This window comes from Flavobacterium hydrophilum (assembly GCF_003202405.1).
In the GTDB taxonomy this organism is placed as follows: domain Bacteria; phylum Bacteroidota; class Bacteroidia; order Flavobacteriales; family Flavobacteriaceae; genus Flavobacterium; species Flavobacterium hydrophilum.
This window is the reverse complement of sequence record NZ_QJHL01000001.1, coordinates 1398260-1422745: the sequence shown is the minus strand read 5'-3', so window position 1 is coordinate 1422745 and position 24486 is coordinate 1398260. Positions and strand designations below refer to the sequence as shown.

Sequence of the window (24486 nt, the reverse complement as noted above, 5' to 3'; positions counted from 1 at the left end):
ATTTAAAGGTTAAAAACGGTTAGATTACTTATTGACAGTAACAGTAATTTTCGCAGAAAGCTGTTTCGCCAAACTGGTCACATAATTGCTAAAATAAGCTGAGTCTTTAAAGTTTTTATTAGCGCTCAATTCCCATCCAGCTATTGGATAATAACTAATCGGCTGATTATTTTTTGTACTTACTTTTATCAAATAGGAATTGGTCAGTTTACCTGTTTTTGGAGCTTCGATATAGCCTTTGTAAGCATCTTTTGGAATAATTACAGCAGTTCCCAAAATCCATTGACGTTCATAGGTTAATTTATCATGAAGGATAAAACAAACATAATCTCCGGCATCAATTACCTGCAACGGATTTTGATTATTGATATTTGAAAACGCAATAACCAATGTTTCATTACCTTTCAGTCCATTTAAGGAAACTGTATTTTTATATCCGTACATTCCAGGCCAGATTGAAGCCGTTTCCTGTACCTGATATTTGTTTCCTGAAGCCTGCCAGTTTTGATATTTATAACTTAAAACCGAATTTACCGGGCCTTCACTTACAATTTTAAAAGTCGTTTTTTCAACATTATTGATCGTATCATTAATCAGAATTCCGAGTCTGTTGATTTCATCTCCAACGATTAAGCCATATCCGCCTAATCCGGCAGAAGTTCCCACAGGAAAAATATCCCTTCCCCATTCGTGCATCTGATGATAATTGTCTTCTACGGCGCCTTTGCTACTGATACCTACATTTTCAGGTGTGATACCGGGAGTTCTTTTACCAAAAACATCTTTACAATTTCTTCCGTCCAGATAATGTCTGAAACCTACTTTATCATTTTCCCAGGTTGGGCCATCAGTTTGGTATTTTTGAAACCCAAGTTTCTTGTAAACCTGATTCGCTAACAAAACTTCTTCAGTTGCAGGCTGTACAGGTAAATTTTCTGCTTCTCTTTTTCCGAAACGTGCACTGGTTTTTACTGTATACTTAGGATCCGTATTGGACCATTTAAGTTCAACTGTTTTCTTTTCTTTAGCAGAAAAATCAGCCACAAAGAATAATTCATCCCATTTTCCGTCACCATCCAGATCATTTAGCTGTGCCGGAATCGTATCTGAATTTTGCAAAACTATTGGAAAAGATTTTTCGATACCTTTTGTATTGAGAGTATTTCTTTTTATTGAAATGGCTTTTTGAGGCAATTCCAAATCCGAATTATTAGTTAAAACAATTTTAGCCGATTGTGATTTTTGAGCTTTACAACTTATAAAAATCATAGCCGATAAAGCTATTGAAAGACAGAGTTTCGATTTCATTATTCTTATTTTTATTTTACTACTTATTTTACGGCAACATCCCAGATTTTGGACAATCTCGATTTTCCTTTTGGACCTGAAATATCTAAAACTACGATATATTTTCCGGCCTCTTTATATTCATGAATCGGATTTTTTTCTGATGAAGTATTCCCATCACCGAAATCCCATTTGTACGACTCAATTTCACCTTCAGACTGATCGACAAAAGCAACCGTTCTCTTATTTTTATCAATTACATTAAAAGTCCATTTTGCACTGATTTCTTTTTTGAATTTTTCTTCTAAAGGCATCAATTTAAAAGGCAGGCTGTAAGAAGCATTTCCGTACATTTTATGCTCTTTAGAAAGATTCCAAAAGCCATTGTTTGCTTCCTTATTGACATTATCATAATCAATAATCGCCCAGCAAAGCCCAATGTTTTTGTTTTCTTCCAAAATAGATTCTACAGCTCTGGAAGGATCATTTCCTGCATAATCAAAAGGAGTAATCCAGAATTCTAATGTCAGTTTTCCTGACTCTCCGGGTTTAAAATTATAATTAGAAGCGGCATTTGCATAAGGTAATTCTTTGATCCAAGGCTGGCTTCCCCATACTAATGTCCAGTCTTTGCCTTCTGCGGGAGTGAAAATATGATAGTTTTGGGCATGCACTCCATGATATGAAAAATAGGCATCCATTGTATTAGTCAAGGCCGCATTGGGATGAAACCTGTCTATAAATGGCCCGCCTGATTGATCGGCATCTACAATAACTTCAAAAGTATCGTTATGCAGACCCGGTAAAGAAAAATCCCAATAATCATCATAAGCTTCATATAAAAAATACAGCCGATTCAGACCTTTCACCCAGGCCACCTTTACGCTTACGTCTAAGTTTTTTGGATTTGCTTTTGAGTGCTTTCCGCTATCTTCCCATAAATGATCCATTCCAACAGTATAACTTTCCGGAACCATTTTCCAGTCGTCAGCTTTTCCATCAATGGTTGGAATTTTATTCGCCGGAAACTGAAAAACTTTAAAAGTTCTGGTGTCCTGTGACCAGCATTGAAATAATGTGGAAAACAGTATTGCCCAAAACAATGTTTTTTTTATATGAAGTCTCATAAGTTTATTTTTAAAATTTTTCAACCCTTATTGCAATATTGAAAATATGGGGAATCACAAAAATAATTAATCTAAATGAAAAACTTCTTTCAGGCCAATAGCAACAGGAGAATTGTCAGGATTAGTTTCCATAATATCGCCCATGTAAGCCCACCATTTTTTTACAATTGGATGGTTTGGCAGCAAATCAAAATCGAAATCATCACTTATTTTTTGAACGGCAAAAAGTATCAATGTTTCTTCATCCAGAAAAATACTGTAATCCTGTATACCGGTTTCTGAAAGGAGACTTGCTAATTCAGGCCAGATCTCATCATGTCGCTTTTTATACTCCGCTTCAAAGCCCGGTTTTAATTTCATTTTAAAAGCATTTCTTACCATAAATTTTTAATTTTTAAAGAATATTTTTTCTAAAGATATTTACATTATTTTGAAAATAAACGAGGAAGCAGTTTCAAATTTTCCGCCTTGTGAAGCAGTAAACAAATAAGTCGCTTTTCCGTTTTGAAATAATAACTGAGGGCGTTCTGAACGCCCATACCGATTAAGATGTTTTGGCGCTTCCGGCTGATTTATGTATTTATTCAGCGGTTGATAGGATATTGAAGGGTCAGACCAGTGAATTCCGTCATCCGAATCCATATACAATCCGTTGTCCTGTCCAAAAACGCCCAAATCCCTTGCCAGCATTTTGAACTTTTTATCTTCATACCAGACAAAAGCATCTTCGCATTGTTTATTATCTCCTAATTTAGAGAAATCAACAACAGGATTTCCTTTATATTTTTTATAAGGTCCATAAAGAGATTTAGCAACTGCCAAACCATATTTTCTGTTTCCTTTAACTGGAAATTTTGGATGCACATAATTTTCTGTATCCAATGATTTATAGTAAAGCCAGTATTCACCATTTGGATGTTTTAAAAAAGACGGATTTGTAGTCAAAAGATCATCCCATGATCCTTCATCTCCGGGAAGCAACAAAGGTTCATCCGGTCTTTTCCATGGTCCATAAAGGGAATCCGAAGTGGCTAATCCAATGCGTTTGGTATTCATTTTGCCATTAGAATTTCCCATGAAAAAAAGCGCATATTTTCCATCCACAAAATGAATACTTGGATTATGACAGGTGGTTGCATCCCAAAAGCCTTCACCACGGGGAGCTAATACAGTACTTACATAAGTATAAGGACCTTCTGGAGAATCTGCTGTGGCATGAGCAATTTCAGATCCGTTAATCCAACCACTCATTGATTTAGATTTTTTCCAACGCGAAAAAAAGACATGAATTTTACCATCAGGCCCTTCAATTGGACTATTGCACCATACATAATAATCTTCAAATTCAAGGGCACGTCCAACCGGTTTCAGTTTTTTTTCAAAATCGGAAATTTTTGGATCACTTTTAAAGCTATTGCTTCTTAGTGAGAAAGGAAGACATAACCCTATAAGAGCAAGCGAATTCCCAATTATGAACTTTCTTCTATTCATTTTTTTTAGATAAAAATCAAATTTTAAGCATTTTGAAAATAATCAATTAATGTTTTAGATTAATATGAACCCGCTTATCCCTATCGCAGAATATTTCTCCATTATTATATTCTAATTCGGCTACCTGTATGGAACTTCTTCTGGTTTCAAAATTATCGATTCCTTTATTTTCAGGAGTCCTTCCGGGATGTGTAAAGTAGAAAACATACGCTTTATCATCATTTACAATTACGTCTGCATGTCCTCCGATTACTTTGTCGTCTTCTCCTGTTCCCGGAATTTGAAGAATGTTTTTTTCCTGTCTTTTCCAGTTTATAAAATCATCCGAAGAGAAAACAGCCAAACCTTTCCATGGATCTGTAATCATCCAGTTTTTCCCTTTCCAGCTAAAAATTTTCGGGCCTTCTCCCCTGTCTTTTACTACTTTTTTTCCACTGTCTGTCCAATGGTACAAATCTTTGCTGTCGGCATAATAAATAGATTTTCCGTCATTTTCATTATTGTAGTACATACGCCAGTTTCCATCAGGCAATTGAAAAACAGAAGCATCAATGCAACGCTCTGAAGCCAGTTTTAATTGTGATTCAAATTTCCAGTCGACTAAATTTTTACTGGTCAAATGCACAATATATCGAGGATGTTTCCAATCTTCAAAAATACCCGGAACAATTGTTAAGTACATATGGTATTTGTTTTTATGTTTAATAACTTCCGGAGCCCAATACGTAACATCCTTAATCGAATAACCAATATTGCAATTGGTTTTATATTTCCAGTGTGCCCCATCTTCTGATTCGGCAATGCCAATGGGAGTTCCATGTACCCAGCTTACACCATTTCCGCCAATATTTGCCCTTCGGTTGGTATAAAACATAAGCCATTTTTTGTCTTTACTGCTCCAAATTATAGTAGGATCAGCTGCCCCGTCAAAAATGGGGTCGCGATATAATGGTTTATCTGCTATTTCATCATTCCCTTTTTGTGATACGTTCTGGCCCAAAACCGGAAGACAAAACAGAAGCAACAAGAGGATTATTTTTGTGAACTTGATGAGATTAAATTTCATGAAAAGAAAATAAGGGTATCTTCAAATATATTTACTTATTCGCCGAATACTATCCTGTGCTATACTGTTAAGTTTAAATCATAAAAAAAGAAGATTTACAAAAACTGTAAATCTTCTTTTTAAGAGATCATTACAATATTACTTCTCAATTATAATTTTAAGTGTTTTAGTATCTTCATCGCTAATTACTTTTAGAAGATATACGCCCTGATTTTGATTCGGAATACTAATGGCTACATTTTGATCATTACCTGTAAGTTCTATTTCTTTTTTTAATACAATCTGTCCCGTGATATTAGAAATTACAACCGTAGCTTTAGAAGATTTAAAACCATTAAATCGAACATTCAATTGTCCAGAAGAAGGATTTGGATAAACCAAAACTTCTGCTGTTGAAACTTTTGATTTTTTAACTTCTAAATTAGAAATATCTTTTATGGTAATATTAGGTGTCGGAACCGGAGCCATATCATAACCCAGAAAATAACTTGGATGTGGAGGCTGATTGTAAGCCGAGTTTTGCCAGGCAATTGCTGTACGGTATTGAGGATCGTGCATCAAAGTAGGAATTCGGTGACCTGTTGCAATATTCGTTGTAAAAAGAATCAAAGCTGTGTTATCTGTTCGACGAAGAATAATTTCCTCTCTCCAGTCACCTAAAATATCACCGGTAAGAGCCGGATTTTTTTTAGAATCATTATTAGAAGAAACCGGAGCTGCCTGATAAATAGTAAACAAGCGGTTTAGTGATTGTGTTGCCGGGTTCCATTTGTCCATGATGGTACCGTCGAGTAATTCACGTCCTAAATCACCATCCCACCATACAGCACCGTTTACAGCCTGACTTCCGTAAGTTGGTTTACTGGTTCCGATCTGACCATCCTGAACATTGTACAAGTTTCCGGAAGAACTCCACATTTCGTAACCTCTGTGGTTTGGATCGATATCTGCTGCCAGAGCACGACCGACATCTCCTGTAGTTACCGCTCCAAAAATCATTTTACCGGTTTTGGCATCGTTAAGTCTGATGCCATAAGGGCTATATTGGCCTTCTGATTCCAGGCACTGCCAGATTTCCTGACCTGGTCGATCGGGATCCATATCCGACATGTGAAGCGCATCTCCATGACCCTGACCGTAAGTCCAAAGACGTTTTCCATCATCATTAATAGCACTGGAACCGTTGATGATTTCATCTTTTCCGTCACCATCCACATCACCAATAGTCATCTGATGATTTCCCTGACTTGAAAATGCATTATTGGCAGGATCACTCGCGTCTTTACTATCGAAAATCCAACGAAGCGTTAATTGTCCATCGCGCCAGTCATAAGCAGCTCGCATCAGTTTATCATAATAACCACGCCCCACAATAAGACTTGGACGTGCGCCATCTAAATACGCCACGGCAGAAACAAAACGATCCTGACGATTTCCGTACGTATCTCCCCAATCTGCTGTATTTGCCCTTGCCGGCTGATAAGCAACTGTTGCCATAGCTGCTCCTGTCAGACCATTGAAAACAGTCAAAAATTCAGGACCTGCCTGTACCCATCCTCCTGAATTTCGGTGATCAACAGTAGCATTACCAATCACTGTTCCAGTTCCATCAATAGTTCCGTCGGCTGTTTTTAAAATTATTTCAGCTTTTCCGTCTCCATCAAAATCATACACCATAAATTGATTGAAATGCGGACCTGCATTTACGTTTTTACCTAAATTGATACGCCAAAGTAAAGTACCGTTCATTTTATAACAATCGAAAATTTGTTCTCCCGAAAAACCTCCTCCGTTATGATTCAATAATGTAGGATCCCATTTTAAGAAAATTTCATATTCTCCGTCACCATCAACATCACCAACACTGGCATCATTTGCGGTATACGTATACGCTGTACCAGCATCAGGAACAGTTCCTCCAGAAGGAATTTGAATATTTCCTCCAGGAGGAATTTGCAATGGAATTGATAATTGGTTATTCGCCCATACCGAAACAGGAGCCGATACAGCACCTTCAGTACCACCAACAACTGTTTTTATTGTGTAGCTTCCATTTGTTGTAATATTATCGATATAGTTTGTCGAAGTTGTAATAGGAGCCGAATTGATTTTTACATTATCCCTGTAAACATTAAAAGCAACATTTGCAGGATCATTACCTAACAATCTCCAACTGATAAAAACTTCATTGGTCGATTTACGCAAGGCAACTACACCACGGTTCAAAAATTCTACCTGTTTTGGCGTATTCACTACCGCATCAGGCAGAGCCAGCGTATTAAACCTAACATTTTGTCCATAAGTAGTGCCACCATTTATTGCATAGGCTCTAACATAATACAAAGTTGCCGGTGTAAGGCCAGGAATGGTTACTGAAAAATTGCCTGTTCCACCGGTAGCTGCTATAATTTTAGTATTAGCTACGGTTGGATTACTGCTTGTACTATAAACGATACCTCTTTCTGTAATTACAGTTCCTCCATCTGAGGTAATATCTCCTCCTGCTTCTGCTGTAATTGCTGTCAAATTTGTAACCGTATTTGTAGTAAGTGTTGCCGGCGGAGGAGCCGGGACATAGGTTCTAACAATAGGTGTTACAATACCACCTGTATTTGCTTTTGTATAAACTACAAACGGGTATTGGCTTCCTGCAGCAATAGTTAAATTACCAGCAGGTTCATCAATACCTCTAATTACTGTCGGATCTTTCATTTCTGTCCATGCAGTTTCACCAGTAGCCTGTTTAAACACACGGGCAGAATATGTTGGAGTGTTTTTGTCTATATTATCAATAAAAGAGCAATAAAGATTGTTTGAAACATCCTTGATTAAACTTAAATTTGGAGAATCTCTTGAACCTAATCTTGTAATAGCGCTCCAGACAGGAGTTGCAGCATTTTTACTATACTCAATTGCTGTAGCTCGATTGTTACCTGCAGGGCCCGGTGGACTTGGAGTAGCATCAAAATATACAATTACCAAATTATTTGTAGAACTAAGAGCCATACTCGTATGACGAACACCACCAGTAACAGGAGAAGCAGGAATAATATTAGGACTATTAGTCCAAGCACCGGCATTTAATTTATAAAGAGACATTGTTCCGGTTCCTGCGCTAGCCAAAGCCGAACTGCAAAACACCAGCCAAGGTATATCTGCCTCGTCAATAACCAGACTTACACCAAAAGCAGCTACTGAAGAGTTCACTGCACCACCACCAACTGTAACCCAGGAATTACCATCAAATTTTTTCACATAGGGATTTAGGTTTGCGCCATCACCAAAAGCAATATAAGGCGTATTATCTGAATCGAATGCCAAAGAACTGCGTGGTGTAGAATTTAATCCCGAAACACTAGTATTTGTAACTGATCCAGTCGAAACGTAAAGATTACCAGTGTCGTTATTCAATGGTTCCCAAGCATCTGTGAGCGGATTATATATTTTCAACGCCAGTTTATTACCATTTGCGGCATCCACGTAAGTAACATAAAAGCGGTTTGTTTTGTCCAGTATTATTCTGGAAAAATTAAGATTCGCTCCAATATCGTTACCTACTTGTTCCCAATTTCCTGTGACAGTATTTCTTTTTTTTACTTTAACTACAGGTCCGGTTCCTTCTCTAAGAACTACATAAGGAACATCATTTAAAACTGCAATAGAAGTATAGCTTGAGGCAACAGCAGATACCTGAGATTCGTTGCCCAAGATATTCCAATTTTGAGAAAAAGAATTGTGACTTATTAAAAGATTAAAAATTGTAAAAAGAATAATTTTATAAAAATTATTCCGAAGATGAATCCGAGCAGATTCAAAAAGTATTTGTTTTTTCATAATTGGTGGTTAAAAGGTTAGTACTACTAAAATTATCTGGATAATTCTTTAACACCATCCTGCTGTAACCTGCTAATTTTCTGTAAATTAGATTTTTACGCCTTATCAACTCCAATAAAAAACAATTAATTAACTGAAAATCAATTAAATAAATTTTAAGCATTTATTTTGTTATAAAAATAAATTATCACTTATTTAATTCTTAATCTATTACCAATTGAAACAGTTTTTATAAAAATAAATTCCCGGTTTATTCTCAACTAGAGATAAACCGGGAATGAAATAATTTCAAATATAATATGACATCGAATTTTAATTATTCAGGTCAGTACGAAAGGGAGATGCCGGTAAATTTTCAGCATTAAATAAATTAGGTTCCGGCACAGCTTTCCATGCAAAACGGACTGATTTTGGATTTTTTACCTTATCAGAAGAAACCACTATTGTCTTTCCATCTATTTTAGCAACAGCCGGATAATAGGTTTTATCATCTCCTGCAATTTCAAATTCTTTTAAATTTTCATTTGTTTTTTTGAAACCTGAATCAGCATGATCAAAAAATAACTGAATTTTGTCTTTTTTGATTTTCATATGATTATATATAGGTCCTGAATATACCAATTTATCTTCTTTGTACGTTTTTGCCAAAGCTATTAATGCCAGCCTGTGACCAACGGTTTGTTTGTTAATTGGATGGATGTTGTTTGTATCCCCTACATCTGTTGTAACAGCCATTCCACTGTTTGGTATTGTTTTTAGTGATAATAATTGAGCTTCCCTGATTTCAGGTGTCTGCCCTTTATGAGGTGTAATTTGTACATAATAAAAAGGAAAATCACCTTGTTTCCAGTCATCACGCCAATTTTTTACCATAGCCGGAAATAAGGTTTGATATAATTGTGCTTTACCGGAATTACTTTCTCCCTGATACCAGATTACGCCTTTCATAGTGTAATTAATCAAAGGATGCAACATTGCATTATAAAGTACATACGAAGTTTTATTGGCTTCTTTTTTAGGCTTTTTAAGTTCTGTTTTTAAAGCGTTGTTATTAGCCAATTTTTCATTTTTTAAATTTAGATAATAGCTTTCCAGCTTCTCCTGATATGTTTTTTCGTTTTTAGCATCTTCTTCTAAAATGGTTAAAAAATCCGGATTTTCTTCCAGAACATTTTGAGAAGTCCAGGCCTCGGCTTTTGTCCCGCCCCATGAAGTGGAAATTAAACCAATTGGAACATTTAATTTCTTATATAAATCTCTTCCGTAAAAATAAGCTACTGCCGAAAACGTTTTTATTGTTTCAGGCGAACATGCAGCCCATCTTCCGGTAACATCGTCAAGCGGTTTCGGAGAAGCATTAGTTAGAACTGTAAACAATCTGATATTTGGAAAATTGGCATTTACGATTTCTTCTTCATAATTTTTAACCCCGGTTTTCCATGTACCTTCTTCCTTTCCGACAGGAAAATACATATTCGACTGACCGGAACAAATCCATACTTCTCCAATCAGAATATTATTGAGTACAATTTTGTTAGAAGCGTTAATGTTTATTGAATATGCTTTTTCGCTTCCTTGCGGAGTATCTACGCCTACTTTCCAGTCTCCTGTTGAGTTCGCAACAACTTCGATTGATGAATTTTGCCATCCTAACTGAATGTTTATTTTTTCGTTTGGAGATGCCCATCCCCATAAATTAACTTTTGTATTTTGCTGCAAAACCATATTATCACTTACCAAAGCAGGTAGTTTAACCTGAGCTTTGATGGAAAATGAAACGCTAAAAAAAATAAAAAATAAAAACAGATTTTTTATGGAATTCATGGACTTAAAATTTAATATTAGAAACTTAAAAGTAAAAGACTAAAAGTATATAGCTATCCTGTGCTTCCCTGTTATCAAATCTATAAACAAAAAAAGGGCAAAACTATGTTATGCCCTTTAAAATTAAAACCACTTAATTTTTTTTATCAATTACCATTAAATTCCCAAACTATCTTTTTGAAAGATTTAATGTTCAAATTTATTTATTCAATCAATGATAACAATCCTGTTGTAACCTGCTTGTGAATAAAAAAACCGTCTCAAAAAGAGACGGTTTAGAAAAACAAAATTTATAAATGTATTAATAACCAGGATTTTGCATTGCTTGTTTTTCAGCAGCAGTCAAACGAACTCCGTTAGCAGTAATTCCATCTAAGAAAGTTTGAGGAATAGGACGCAAAACATGGGTTTCTTTAATATTTGGAGAAGCTTCCGGATTATAAGCCTTAGCTCTGGCTACTAAAGTTTTGGTTCTACTCAAATCCCCCCATCTATGAAACTCACCACAAAGCTCTCTTGTGCGTTCATTTAATACTAAGCACAACATTTTGTCATAATCACTACTATAGCCCAATTTTGTAATTACCGCCTGATCTTCTGCAGGTAATACCGTAATACTACTAATCGTTAAAATTGTAGGAGCAGTTGTAGGAGTAGCAATATTATTAGACTCATAATAAGAGTTTTCACCTATGTAAGAAGAAGGCACGTTATTTTGTCCTGATACTGTCCATCCCGCTAGACCATCCACATAGGCTGCACGATTTTCACCAGTCTTGAAAGTTGCTCTGTCACGAACAGCATTAATATAGGGTAATGCATCACTAAATGAAGCCGCGCCTGCTTTTGCTAAACGAACTTTCGCTTCTGCTGCCATTAAATATGTTTCTGCAGAACGAGCCAAAATTATATCTCTCGATCCTCTAGTATTTGTTAAATCAATTCTAGAACCATCTAAATATTTACTTAAAGATGCAAAATACCTATGTAAATCAGCCGAGAATCCAATCTTATCTGCGGCATAAGCTGCTATTACAGTAGGAATTGTTTTTCCAGTTTTTGGATTAATTATAACATCATTATTTCTACTTTTTGCAAAACGAGTATCAGTTTCTGCATTTAATAAATACATAACCCCCAAATCTCCATTTACATATTTACCCGATGCTTTATTAACATTAAGTTTTGTTTGAAAACTTTTCCAAAGACGCGAATCATTAACCTTATCAAATACATCGTAAGCAAAATATGTTGGAGCCAAACGGCTAAATGGTCTTCCTCCAGCAACATTACGCTGCATATATGGCAATTGATCGTAAACAGAAAGGAAATACAAATGCTGCTGATTAGAACCTGTATTTAATAAACTTGAATTAAACTGACCTGCTAATATTACTTCTGACAATTTTTCATTAGCTCCATCAGCAACAGTAAAACTCCATAAATTAGCAAAGTTAGGCGCTAAAGGATGACGGGCAATAACCTCGTCTGACAAAGTAACCACTTTTTGCAAATCAGCCGTTTTTGTTGCTGAATTCCAAGTATCGTTTATTTCACTTGCACGAGCTAAATAAGTTTTTGCTAAATAATGAGCAGCTGCATCTTTTGTAATTTTTGCAGATCCTCCAGCATTATCAAGCAAGTCGTACGCTTGTGTAAAATCGCTTATTATTTGTGTAAAAACCTGCTCTGCAGTTGCTCTTTTAAATTCTGTCTCTGCAGTAGAGCTAACTTCTAATTTTAATGGAACTCCTCCATACTGGCTTACTAATTTTAAATAATTGAATGCTCTCATAAAATAGCCTTCGCCTAAAGCAGTCTTTTTTATAGCATTATTTGTTGAAACGATTGCTGTAGCAGATGCTATTAATTGGTTGGCATTTCCAATTCCAACATATAAATTATCCCAATTAGTGTTGGCAACAACAGTGTTTGCGTTAGTTATCGTTATAAAAGAACCAAATCCAGATGCATAAGAATTCCAAATGTAATTTGATGAATCACTACCAGCCTGAAACTCATCAGTACCTGATTCTCTTGCAGTTAAAGGTACTTCACCTGCAAATTCTAAAGCAAAAACCTGATAATAGGTTCCAATTGCTAAAGCCTGAATTCCGGCTTCCGTTTTGAAATACTCACTGTTGTATTCTGTTGTTAACTTTTCGTCCAGAAAATCATCACTGCAAGAACTGCTGAGTCCTAATGCAACAACCAACATCAAATTAACATATAGTGTTTTATATTTTTTCATAATTATCATTATTAAATTTTAATGTTAAAGTTCTACGTTTAAACCTAAAGTAAATCCTCTATTAGAAGCCGTTGATTGCGTATCCATGTCCATCCATTTTGTTTTAGTTAAAATCATACCTGGATTCATGATTTGAAAATAAAGTCTTAATTTGTTAACTCCTGCTTTGGCTGCCATATCTTCAGTAAAGTTATACCCGAAAGAAATATTTCTCATTTTTAAGAACATACCATCTTCGTAACCCAAAGTTGTAAAAAACGGATCTCCTGTACCTGTAGAGTAAATTGGTTTTTGATATTCGGCATTAGTATTATTATCATTGTAATAATTGATTGATCTTTGACTTGTTTTACCACCTTGATTCTCGCCCCCAGCATTGAAGATATATCCACTTTTTCCATAAATGAAGAATGATAGTTCAAAATTTTTATATCTAAAAGTATTTGTTAATCCCCCAATATATTTTGGATTAGTGCTGCCAATTACTACACGATCATTATTAGCATCAATTTTATAATCTCCATTTTGATCAACCGGTCTTGCATTACCAAATGTAAAAACCGGAGTTGCAGAAAAAGCATTAAATTTAGCCATTTCTGCAGCATCTTCTGGTTTCCAAATTCCATTTGATTGATAACCATACACTACATTTTGTGATTCTCCAATAAATAAAGTACTTAAGATATCATCACCATTTTGTAATTTTACAACTTCACTTTCCTGATATGATGCACTTAAATTTGAGCTCCACTCAAAATCTTTTGCTTTTACATTTATAGTATTTAATGTAAGTTCTACTCCGTTTCCTTTAGTTTCTCCTACATTTTTAAAAGTATCCTTAAAACCTGTAGGTGTAGGTATGATTGCTTTTAATATCAAATCAGTTGTATTACTAGTGTAATACTCTAAAGATCCAGCTATTCTGCTGTTTATAAAAGAGAAATCAATACCGTAGTTAAACTGTTTTGTTTTTTCCCATCCTAAATCTGGATTTCCTAAAGTTGGATGATTTACCAATCCAGAACCTGACGGGTAAACAACACCAGTGAATCGTGTTTGTGTATCATAAGGATTAACAGAAGCATTACCAGTTATACCAAAACCAGCCCTAAGTTTTAATTGATCTATCCAGGAAACATTATTTAAAAAACTCTCTTTATTGATATTCCAGGCTAATGAGAGACTTGGAAAAAAATCCCATTTGTTTCCTTCTGCTAATTGTGATGCACCATCAAAACGTCCAGACGCTGTAAGCAAATATTTATCATCATAACCATAAGTAACCCTGCCCATGTATGATAATAAACCTGATTCGATTAAACTAGAAGAATAGTTGCTAAGTGTTACATTCGCCGGAGTCAAAGCATTCCATTTGTTTTCAGGATTTTTAATATCATTTGCAGCCATCTGACTATCTTCATAATTATAAACAGTTTTACTCTGTAAAAATGTCAAGCCTAAATCGTGTTTGCCAAAAGATTTATTATACAAAAGTAAATTATCTAAGGTATAAGAAATTGTTTGCGCTTTAATTAATGAAGCACTGCTTTTTCCTCCAGTTGCCGAAGATTTACCATCTAAATAAGCACCATCACGATAAGAAGTGATATCTGGCCCAAAATTTAATCTGTATTTCAGACCATCTAAAACAGGAATAAGTTTACCTAAGTCAATTTGACCATAAAAACTACCAAATGCTCTTAATGTTATACGTTGATCCTGAGAATATTTATCTTCATCAACAACCGTTCTGATTGTATTATCTCCTCCCGGAAAATCAATTCTATTACCATTACTGTCATAAGGAACTGCATAAGGTAAATTCTGGCGTGCCGAATTATATATACCAGTTGTACCATTAACTGACGTCCTTCCAATATTAGATTGTCCGTATTCATTTAGACTATAACTTGTATTAAGATTAGCCCCCATTGAAAACCAATTTGTCGGAGTAATATCCACATTCGCAATACCCGAATAACGTTTAAAACTTTGTCCTTTTAATGTTCCTGTACTTCCTGTATAACCAAAAGAACCATACCCCTTCATTTTTTCAGTTCCTCCACTAACAGCAATAGTATGCTGTTGTGTAATTCCTGTACGGGTAACAAACTTTGTCCAGTCTGTAGTTGCTACTTTAGAACCATCCCATACATCATTACCACCAGCATCCTTACTCCATCCTTTTGAAATATTTGCCCATGCTGAAGGATCAGATGATGCTAAGAAAATATTAGCATCATTAGCAATAGTTGGCGCATCGCCTTTTGGAGTTGTGGTTGGAGCGGCATAATATCTCGACCATCTACGAAACTCAATGTATTCTCCAGCTGACATCATTGGAGCATTTTCATGAATCTCTTCAGTAGTAACTGCAGTGTTATAATTTAAAGTAAACTTACCATTTTTACCTTTTTTTGTAGTTACAATAATAACTCCATTAGCACCACGGGAACCATAAATAGCAGTCGCGGATGCATCTTTTAAAACATCTATCGACTCAATATCAGTAGGATTCAAGAAGTCGATCCCTCCGGCATTTGAATCACTGGAATTTGCTATACTTTGACCTAATGCTCCAGACAAAGGCTTACCATTTATCGGCACACCATCAACTACATAAAGAGGTGCATTTGAAGCCGAAATAGAACGAGGCGCACGAATAGTAACTTTCCCTACAGTTCCAGGACGCTCATTTGAAGAAATATCTACCCCTGCAGCTTTTCCCTGCATAGCCTGAACCGCATTTTGAACAGGTCTGGAATTTATTACTTCAGAACTTACACTTACAATTGATCCTGTCAAATCTTTTTTCTTCTTTACGCCATAACCTACAACAACTACTTCTTCAAGTGAGTTATCTTCTTCCTTAAGTACTACATCATAAACATTTGCATTACCAACAGTAATTTCCTGTTTCTTAAAACCTATAAAACTGTAAACAAGAACATTTCCCGAAGCGGCATTAATCGAGTAACTTCCATCCAGATCAGTACTTACCCCTTTCTGACCTCCTTTAATAAGTACATTAACTCCCGGTACAGGTAATCCGGAAGCGTCTTTAACTACCCCTTTGATTGTTTTGCTCTGTGCATAAACGGATACATTGAGCAATGTAAATACCGCTATAGCCAACAGAAGGCTAAATTTGTTTTTCATAAAAGTTAAAATTTGGTTAATTAATTAGTTATTTAAATTTATCTATAAACTATAATTACAGTATCCTGCAGTATCCTGTAAAATTTTAAAGTTTATATATTATCGCTAAGAGTTGGTTTCTATGTGTTGATTATGCAATTATTTCTCCTGACATTGTATCTAAAAGCAATTGCAATTTCACTGATCAAAAATCATTAGTAAATAAATAAGTATTAATTAAAACTTAAAATAAAACACCAATAAAATGCAATCGATTACACAAATGTATTATTTTTTTTATTATAAAAAATAATACATCATTTTTTTTTATAATAATATATAAATTATCATAAAAAAATAGTTAAATACAAAAATAGAAGTATCAATCTTGTTAAAAAATTATTTTAATTTTAACATAAATGTAATCGATGACAAAGATTAGAAATGTACGTATTGTACAAACTAACGGAAACAAAAAAACCGTTTCATGAGAAACGGTTTTTAAAGCAAAATAAAATTGGGGGCAAATTTATTTTAATTAATCATAACCCAGGTTTTGATCATAAAGTCCGGGAACTGCTAACATTTCGGATAAAGGAATTGGATATAACAATGAATTTTTATCAATTGTTCTAATTTTATTACCAGTATCTTCAGCTGCTTTCCAGGCATTCATAATCGTTAACGCATTACCAGACCTGATCAAATCAAACCATCTTGTACCTTCAGAAAAGAATTCTTTTCTTCTTTCATCAAATAATTGATCTAAAGTAATATTAGAAGCATTTGCCGGTACACCAGCTCTTGTTCTTACCTGATTTACAATTCCGTCAACATCTGCCTGGGTTCCACCACCTCCATGAAGCGTACATTCAGCCATCAGCATCAATACATCTGTATAGCGAATCACCATGAAATCTACTCCCCAGTCTTCACGTCCTCCTGTTCCATATCTGGCAGCATCTATATATTTTTTAAAAACCGGAAGCGTATAACTTCCTTTATAAGTTCCGGAAGCAACTGTATAACTTGTCGCAATACCAACAGTTTTTCTATTATCATTAGCCGCAAACATATTTAAAAATCCTGTTGAAATTGGTCTGGGCTCTAAAGATCCTTGATTTGATCCTATCCCTACTGAAGCAAAATATGGTTCATAACCAACTTCAACCATGAAGTTTCCTCCAATAGAACTTGCTAAACTTTGTGTATACGGAATAGTCAAAACATTCTCTTTGTTAGCAACGCCTTCTAGTTTAAATATAGAAGCATAATCTGTTCCAAATACAAATGAGCCACTTGTTTTAATATCATTTAATTGTTGATACGCCTTATCCCATTCATTCAAACCGAGCATGGCACCATCAATACCGTAAGTAGGACTTGAACGAGTCATATATACTAAACCTAATACTGCTTTCGCTCCATATTTAGTAACACGACCAACATAGGCAGCATCAGTAGTTGAAGCTGTAAGATCAGGAATTGCTAATTGCAAATCTGAAATAATCAAATTATAAATATCCGCAACCGGACTTCTTCCAATTTTAGATGCTTCCTGAGCTGTCATTGTTCTGTCGATCAACGGAACTCTCCCAAACCATCTGATTAAATCAAAATAACAAAATGCTCTTAAAAAACGTGCCTCAGCTGCCATTGTAGCTTTATCAGCAGGATTTGTAAAAATAACATCCCCCTTTTCTGCAATTTTTTCTAATAATTGGTTCGCTTTATAGATGGCATTAAAATTACTCACATACGCTTCTTTTACATACGTATTAGAACTAATAGAGGTATAAAAACTATTAATCCCCTCCCAGTCTCTTGAAGCTGTTGTCAATGCTAACAAATTATCTGACCTGGTTTCACTTAAATTCAAAACTCGATTTGCATACCCATAAGTACCTGTTCCATGAAATGCAACCGAATAAACTGCGTTCCTTGCCTGAACAAAATCTCCTGGTGTAGCATAAAAATTTTCCTCAGTCCCTTGTGACAAAGGAACCTGCGTAAGCTCTTCCGTACAGGAAACTGTTCCTAACAAAAGTAAATTTGCCGCTAATAAATAAATATATTTTTTCATTTTAATTAAAATTAATGTTAAGACCTAAAACTATTGATTTTGCCAGAGGCGCTCCTCCATAATCTACAGGAACAGCAAAATCATTATTTGAGCTTCCTGAGGTATTTACCGCTTCAGGATTAAAACCTACTTTGTATTTATTCCAGTAAAACCAGTTTTCACCAGTTACATAAAGCCTCATATTATCAATTCTTTTTAAGCTTTTTACAGCTTCTCTTAAGTTATAACCAATAGAAATACTTCTCACACTTACATAATCTGAGGAATACAGCCAATCAGAATTTGCCTGATAACCAAATGAAGTTTTCCAATTCCCTCTAACAGCAGGATCTACATTTAATGCATTTTCAACAGATCCCATTCCCGTACGATCAATTGCTCTTCCTGTTAACCCGTAAACTGTACCTCCATTTTGTCCTTGCACCAATATACTTAAATCTAAATCTTTGTATTTAAAATTATTGGTAATTCCCCAAGTGTATTTTGGTGTTGGATTTCCTAAATCAACACGATCTTCTGAATTGATTTTTTTATCATCATTTTGATCAATATATCTCGGGTCTCCCAAAACTAATTTATTACCACCTATAGTAGTTCCGCCAGCATCAATGTCAGCCTGAGTTACTACACCATTTTGCTTCAAACCGAAGATAGTATACATTGGTTTTCCTACTTCTAATTTTATAAATGGAACTCCTCCGTCAAAAGAATTACTAATTTCAATTTTAGTCTGATCTGGTCCCAATGCAATCACTTTATTTTCGTTATGACTTATATTGGCCGATGTTCTCCACTCAAAATTATCAGTCTTAAAGTTCACTGTATTTAATTCAAACTCCCAACCTTGATTTTGTACAGCCCCCACATTAGTAAGATAACTTGTAAATCCTGATGCAGCAGGAACCGGAAGTCTTAGTAATAAATCACTATTTGTTTTTCTGTAAACATCAAATGTTGCAGAAATTCTGTTTTTTAGAATTGACAAATCCAATCCAAAATCAACACTTTTAGACTCTTCCCAGTGCAAAGAAGGATTTCCAATAGAATTTACGCCCTGTCCAATTCCAACAGCTCCTCCCACAGAATAATTAAATTGCCCTAATGTTGAGAATGAAGAATAGCTTCCTATATTATTACTACCATTAGTTCCTGTACTTGCTCTTAATTTTAATTCAGTTAGCCAGTCCACATTTTGCAAAAATGATTCCTGTTTAACTCTCCATCCCAATGATAGAGAATAAAACGTCCCCCATCTTTTGTCACTTCCAAACTTAGAAGAACCATCACTTCTAACACTGGCAGAAAGCATATATTTTTCTTTATAATCATATTGAAACCTACTAAAATAAGACAATAAAGTATTTTTTTCTGCATTAGTAGAACCAAGCGATCCTGTTGGAAGTGTTTCAATAGTAGAACTAGTATAAAGTCCTCCCGAAGCAAGGCTCGATCTGGTAATTTTATAAGAACTAAATGATTCTCCTAAAAGAACATTAAAATTATGATTCCCAACAGATTTGTTATAATTTAATGTATTTTCATTAACAATATTCAATCTTCTGTAAGTATTATAAGCTCCCCTTATACTTGCTAAAACATCATTTGGTGTGTAGCTTTCAAATACGTTATCAGAATTATCAAAATTGACAGTACTCTTTAATGTAAATGCATTTGCAAATTTATAATCAGCATAAGTAGAAACGATATTTCTGTACATTGAATTTTTACCTGTTCTGGCCAAAGCATTAAGCATATTTGTTGTACTACTACCCCATGCGTATCGGGTTGTATATTTTTCACCAGCGGCATTAGCAGCACTTTCAAAAACAGGAGTAGCTGTAAGAGCTTTAAATAGTGTATTATCTTTTCCTTCAACCCCCGGATCATTTTTTTCAGAATAAGAAGGAGCTAAATTAATTCCCATTTTAAAACTGTCGGACAGTTTAACATCAATATTAGCCCTTGCAGAAAACAAAGTATAATCTGTCCCCACAATGTATCCTGTATTTTTTTGATAATTAGCCGATACATAATAATTAACTACATCGGTTGCTCCAGAAGCAGAAAGCTGGTAATTACTAAATTCTCCTGTACGGAAAACTTTGTCCTGCCAGTCAATATAATCTAACCCAGGGTGACCAGGCATATCCCATCTTTCATCATACAAATACGTATAATAACTGTTATTACTTGGAATCAAAGGAGTTGCTGGATTCTTCGCATTATATGTAGCAATACGTTCAGCGTTAGTCTGACCTTTTGAAGCTCCAGGTATACCTGATCCCGCCCACTGAGTGTCAATCATTGTTTTAGCTCTTTTAATCCAGCCTTCAGCCGATAACATATCAACCCTGTTAGCTTCCTTATTTATACCTCCATAGGTATTAAAAGTAAATCTAGCTTTTCCTTTTTTTCCTTTTTTTGTCGTAATCAAAACAACTCCATTGGCCGCTCTCGAACCGTAAATAGAGGATGCAGCAGCATCTTTCAATACTTCAATAGAAGCAATATCATTTGGATTCATATTATCTAAAGGGCTTCCATTAGAAAAACCTCCATTAACATTTGTTCCTTCAGTTGAAATAGGAAAACCATCCACTACATATAAAGGCTCGTTTCCTGCAGTAATAGAGCCTGCACCACGAATTTCAATGCTAAAAGGCTGACCAGGCAAACCGGTAGTTTGTTTTACCCTAACCCCGGCAATCTGACCAATCATACCCTGATCAACTCTTGAAATAGGGCGGTCTGTAAAATTTTCTGTTTTAATACCAGATATAGCACCTGAAGTTAATTTTTTCTTTTGAGTACCATAACCAATAACTACAACTTCATTTAAGCTCGAACTTTCATTATCTAAAGAAACATTATAATTATTAGATGCTCCAACTTTTAGTTCTTTTGAAACAAACCCAACGAAAGAAAAAACTAAAGTTTCTCCCGGAGCGACTGATATTTTATATTGACCATCAAAATCTGTACTCGTACCTCGATTTGTCCCTTTTACTAATACATTCACTCCTGGTATAGAGAGTTTGGCCGGATCAGTAACTGCCCCCGTCACCTCTTTGTTCTGCGAATAACCCGATGCATGCAATAAAGCAAACAGGACTACAATCAGCAGCTGATTAATTTGGTTTTTCATAAAAAGTTAAATTTCGTTAATAAATTAGTTTAGTCAAATTTATTTAGAAGAGATACCCACAGCATCCTGTAGTATCCTGTTAACTTTCAGTATATTATAATTATTTTTTAATTTTTAATTAACGAGAAAACGGACAACTTACTGATTGACAACATCAAAAACACTATTTTCCCACCAATAGAACATTAGAAATTTAACTAAATTATTTTTCACATATTCCTAATTTTTAATACAAAAAACCAATAAATCTAAAAAAACACACCTGATTAAGTATTTACTAAAATATTATTAATAATTTACTACAGGATGCAACAGGATAGCAATTTCACAAAAGCTATATATTTTTACTTGATTAGCTATTACATAAAATAACCCCTGATTTATAAATATTGGGGAATAATTTCAATCATTGAATACATCTCTATAATGAAACATACCAAAACCTGCCTTTCTTTCTTATTTATTGTTTGTTTTATAATTAATTCATTTTCTCAGGACACAAATTCACCTTGGCCAATATCAACCAATATTAATCAGCCCTGGGCCAGATGGTGGTGGATGGGAAGCGCTGTGGATAAACCTAACTTAAAAAAGAATCTTGTAGATTTTCATAAAGCAGGAATTGGCGGTGTCGAAATCACTCCTATATACGGTGTAAAAGGTGAAGAAAATAATTTCATCGATTATCTCTCCCCAAAATGGATGGAAATGCTCGATTATACTATTCATGTTTCTGACAGTTTGCATATGCAGGTTGATATGGTTTTAGGAACCGGATGGCCTTACGGAGGTTCTCATGTAACCTTACCTCACGCAGCTACGAAACTGATTGTAGAAAAATATCAACTCAAAAAGAACGAAACAATTGACCGCTCTATTAAACTGGAAAGCACTAAAGAAAAAACACCTGCTGAACTTTTATATGTAGTCGCTTACGGTAGCGACGGCAGCTATATAAACCTGACAGATCAATTAAAAAACAGGAATTCGAAGGTAAACGACAAAGGGATTGAAGGAACTTCAGTAACATTACCAAACACACTGGAAACAAACAAATTAAAATGGAAAGCAAAAAAAACAGATTATACTATATATGCTGTTTTTAGCGGTAAAACCGGACAGCAGGTAAAGCGATCTGCCCCGGGAGGGAAAGGTTATACTTTAGATCACTATTCCGAAGAAGCTCTAAATGCTTATGTTGTTCCTTTTAACAATGCTTTAAAAGGAAGAGAAGGAAAAATAAGAGCTGTTTTTAATGACAGTTATGAAGTATACGGAACTGATTTTACGCCTAATTTTTTCGAAGAATTTCAAAATAGAAGAGGCTACGATCTTAAAAAACAACTGCCTCTAATACTGAGTGAAACTGATAACGAAATAGCAAACCGAATAAGAAGTGATTACAGACAAACCATAGCCGACTTATTATTAAATAAATTTGATAAGCCATGGACGCAATGGGCACATTCAAAAAATTTTAAAACTAAACTTCAGGCACATGGATCACCCGGAAATTTAATTGATTTATATGCCTCGGCTGATATTCCTGAATGTGAAACTTTTGGTTCAATGCCATTTGATATTCCAGGCTTTAGAAGGGATAAAGAAGATATTCGCGAAGGCGATGCCGACCCTGTAATGCTTAAATTCTCATCATCAGCCGCACATATTTCCGGCAAAAACCTGGTATCATCAGAAACTTTTACATGGCTGAGAGAACATTTTAAAACCGCTTTATCACAATGCAAACCAGAAGCAGAAGATCTAATGCTAAATGGTGTCAATCACATTTTTCTTCATGGATCTACTTATTCTCCGGAAAGAGCTGTGTGGCCGGGATGGAAATTTTATGCCTCTGTAAACTTTAATGCAACCAATAGTATTTGGGAAGATGCTCCTGCCCTGTTCTCTTACATAGCAAACTGTCAGTCAATGCTGCAACAGGGAAAAGCCGACAACGAAATATTACTTTACTGGCCCATTTTTGACAATTGGGATAAGTTCAAAAAAGGCAGTTTATTTGTTGAATACAAAATACATTCTTTAGACGAATGGCTGCATGGAACTCCGTTTTACAACACTACAAAAGAACTGATGAAAAAAGGCTATGGAGTTGATTTTATTTCTGATAATTTTATTGCTGAGGCGAAAATCGTAAACGGGAATATCAGTCTTCCGGGTGGTATTTTCAAATCATTAATTATTCCGTCCTGTAAAAAAATGCCTCTTGCCACTTTGCAAAAATTAATTGAACTGCAAAAAGCCGGCGGTAAAGTAATTTTTCAGGGATTACCGGAATCTGTTCCGGGTTTTCATGATTATAAAAATCAGGAAGCAAAACTTCAGTCTGTTTTGGCTGAAAATCAAGAAGCTGTAAAACCTGTTTCGAATATCTTTGAAACATTAGAAAATTCTCAGATATATCCTGAAACACTGGTAAATACCGGTTTAAAATTCATTCGAAGAAATATTGACGGAGAAAAAATCTATTATTTGGTCAATCATACCCCAAAAACAATTGATGGCTTTATTCCGTTAGAAATTGGTAATAAAGAAGTTGTCATTTTTGATCCTTTAAATAGAAACTTTGGAAATGCAATTGTTCAAAAAACGGCCAAAAACACTTTGGTAAAAATAAAAATTGAACCAGGACAATCTTACTTTTTGAAAACAGAAAATACTGCTTCACAGAAAAAATGGAATTACTTCGAACCAACTGCTGATGCAATTGCATTAAAAGGAAACTGGAAAATAAATTTTGATAAGGGTGGACCAAAATTACCTCCAACTGCCACAGTCACAAATTTAGAATCCTGGACAAAACTTGGTTCTGAAGCAGAAGCATTTTCAGGATCTGCAACATACACTTTAGAATTTGACAACCCGAATCCAAAAACAGAATCGTGGAGTTTAAATTTAGGTGATGTCCGTGAAAGTGCAAAAGTCTGGCTAAACGACGAGTTCGCTGGTACAGCATGGTCTGTTCCCTATAAACTGAATATCGGAAAATTAAAACCGGGAAAAAACACTATAAAAATTCAGGTAACAAACCTTTCTGCAAACCGAATTCGTGATAAAGAACTAAAAGGCGAAGAATGGAAGATTTTTTACGAAATCAATATGGTGGACAAAGATTATAAAAAATTCGACGCCACAAAATGGAGTCCGATGCCATCAGGATTATTAGGACCAATTACAATTACCCCTTTAAAACAAAAAAATTAATTTATCAATAATACT

The 24486-nt window shown here is 35.0% G+C and carries 12 protein-coding genes; 1 reads left to right on the top strand and 11 read right to left on the bottom strand.

Annotation, left to right across the window (positions count from 1 at the left end):
* Positions 1-24: 24 nt before the first annotated feature.
* The 11 genes from DMB68_RS05460 to DMB68_RS05405 all read right to left on the bottom strand — a co-directional run bounded on the left by DMB68_RS05460 (position 25) and on the right by DMB68_RS05405 (position 21246).
* Positions 25-1308 (bottom strand): DUF4861 domain-containing protein, encoded by a 1284-nt coding sequence (locus tag DMB68_RS05460; RefSeq protein ID WP_110345618.1) that lies wholly within the window; start codon positions 1306-1308, stop codon positions 25-27.
* A 23-nt stretch (positions 1309-1331) separates the two neighbouring features.
* A complete protein-coding gene (locus DMB68_RS05455) occupies positions 1332-2414 on the bottom strand; it encodes a PKD domain-containing protein (RefSeq protein WP_110345617.1) in 1083 nt (360 codons plus the stop codon).
* 66 nt (positions 2415-2480) lie between these two features.
* Positions 2481-2795 (bottom strand): L-rhamnose mutarotase, encoded by a 315-nt coding sequence (rhaM, locus tag DMB68_RS05450; RefSeq protein ID WP_031453496.1) that lies wholly within the window; start codon positions 2793-2795, stop codon positions 2481-2483.
* A 39-nt stretch (positions 2796-2834) separates the two neighbouring features.
* Positions 2835-3905 carry a glycoside hydrolase family protein gene (locus tag DMB68_RS05445; protein ID WP_110345616.1) on the bottom strand — a complete coding sequence of 357 codons (1071 nt, stop codon included), beginning with the start codon at positions 3903-3905 and terminating at the stop codon, positions 2835-2837.
* A 46-nt stretch (positions 3906-3951) separates the two neighbouring features.
* On the bottom strand, positions 3952-4971 hold the full coding sequence (locus DMB68_RS05440; RefSeq protein ID WP_110345615.1) for a family 43 glycosylhydrolase: 1020 nt from the start codon (positions 4969-4971) through the stop codon (positions 3952-3954).
* A gap of 138 nt (positions 4972-5109) precedes the next feature.
* Positions 5110-8679, bottom strand: coding sequence for a rhamnogalacturonan lyase family protein (locus DMB68_RS23330; protein ID WP_165830098.1), 3570 nt, complete (start codon positions 8677-8679; stop codon positions 5110-5112).
* Between the two features lie 438 nt (positions 8680-9117).
* Complete coding sequence (locus DMB68_RS05425) at positions 9118-10629, bottom strand: sialate O-acetylesterase (RefSeq protein ID WP_110345613.1); 1512 nt, start codon at positions 10627-10629, stop codon at positions 9118-9120.
* Positions 10630-10930: 301 nt separating this feature from the next.
* The gene (locus tag DMB68_RS05420; protein WP_110346362.1) at positions 10931-12880 is read right to left on the bottom strand and encodes a RagB/SusD family nutrient uptake outer membrane protein; all 1950 of its coding nucleotides are present in this window, start codon (positions 12878-12880) and stop codon (positions 10931-10933) included.
* 24 nt (positions 12881-12904) lie between these two features.
* Entirely contained in the window at positions 12905-16039 is a 3135-nt protein-coding gene (locus tag DMB68_RS05415) for a SusC/RagA family TonB-linked outer membrane protein (protein WP_110345612.1), read from the bottom strand.
* A gap of 517 nt (positions 16040-16556) precedes the next feature.
* Positions 16557-18101, bottom strand: coding sequence for a RagB/SusD family nutrient uptake outer membrane protein (locus DMB68_RS05410; protein ID WP_110345611.1), 1545 nt, complete (start codon positions 18099-18101; stop codon positions 16557-16559).
* Position 18102: 1 nt separating this feature from the next.
* Positions 18103-21246: a SusC/RagA family TonB-linked outer membrane protein gene (locus DMB68_RS05405; RefSeq protein ID WP_110345610.1), complete on the bottom strand. Its 3144-nt coding sequence runs from the start codon at positions 21244-21246 to the stop codon at positions 18103-18105.
* 426 nt (positions 21247-21672) lie between these two features.
* On the opposite strand from DMB68_RS05405, the gene DMB68_RS05400 reads away from it, so the two are divergent.
* Positions 21673-24471 (top strand): glycosyl hydrolase, encoded by a 2799-nt coding sequence (locus DMB68_RS05400; protein ID WP_110345609.1) that lies wholly within the window; start codon positions 21673-21675, stop codon positions 24469-24471.
* Positions 24472-24486 lie beyond the last annotated feature (15 nt).

What these genes read in the sequence shown, in the direction of transcription:
- DMB68_RS05420 (WP_110346362.1), bottom strand. Translation starts at nt 12,880, where the DNA reads ATGAAAAAATATAAAACACTATATGTTAATTTGATGTTGGTTGTTGCA.
- DMB68_RS05455 (WP_110345617.1), bottom strand. Translation starts at nt 2,414, where the DNA reads ATGAGACTTCATATAAAAAAAACATTGTTTTGGGCAATACTGTTTTCC.
- DMB68_RS05415 (WP_110345612.1), bottom strand. Translation starts at nt 16,039, where the DNA reads ATGAAAAACAAATTTAGCCTTCTGTTGGCTATAGCGGTATTTACATTG.
- DMB68_RS05425 (WP_110345613.1), bottom strand. Translation starts at nt 10,629, where the DNA reads ATGAATTCCATAAAAAATCTGTTTTTATTTTTTATTTTTTTTAGCGTT.
- DMB68_RS05405 (WP_110345610.1), bottom strand. Translation starts at nt 21,246, where the DNA reads ATGAAAAACCAAATTAATCAGCTGCTGATTGTAGTCCTGTTTGCTTTA.
- rhaM (WP_031453496.1), bottom strand. Translation starts at nt 2,795, where the DNA reads ATGGTAAGAAATGCTTTTAAAATGAAATTAAAACCGGGCTTTGAAGCG.
- DMB68_RS05400 (WP_110345609.1), top strand. Translation starts at nt 21,673, where the DNA reads ATGAAACATACCAAAACCTGCCTTTCTTTCTTATTTATTGTTTGTTTT.
- DMB68_RS05445 (WP_110345616.1), bottom strand. Translation starts at nt 3,905, where the DNA reads ATGAATAGAAGAAAGTTCATAATTGGGAATTCGCTTGCTCTTATAGGG.
- DMB68_RS05440 (WP_110345615.1), bottom strand. Translation starts at nt 4,971, where the DNA reads ATGAAATTTAATCTCATCAAGTTCACAAAAATAATCCTCTTGTTGCTT.
- DMB68_RS05460 (WP_110345618.1), bottom strand. Translation starts at nt 1,308, where the DNA reads ATGAAATCGAAACTCTGTCTTTCAATAGCTTTATCGGCTATGATTTTT.
- DMB68_RS05410 (WP_110345611.1), bottom strand. Translation starts at nt 18,101, where the DNA reads ATGAAAAAATATATTTATTTATTAGCGGCAAATTTACTTTTGTTAGGA.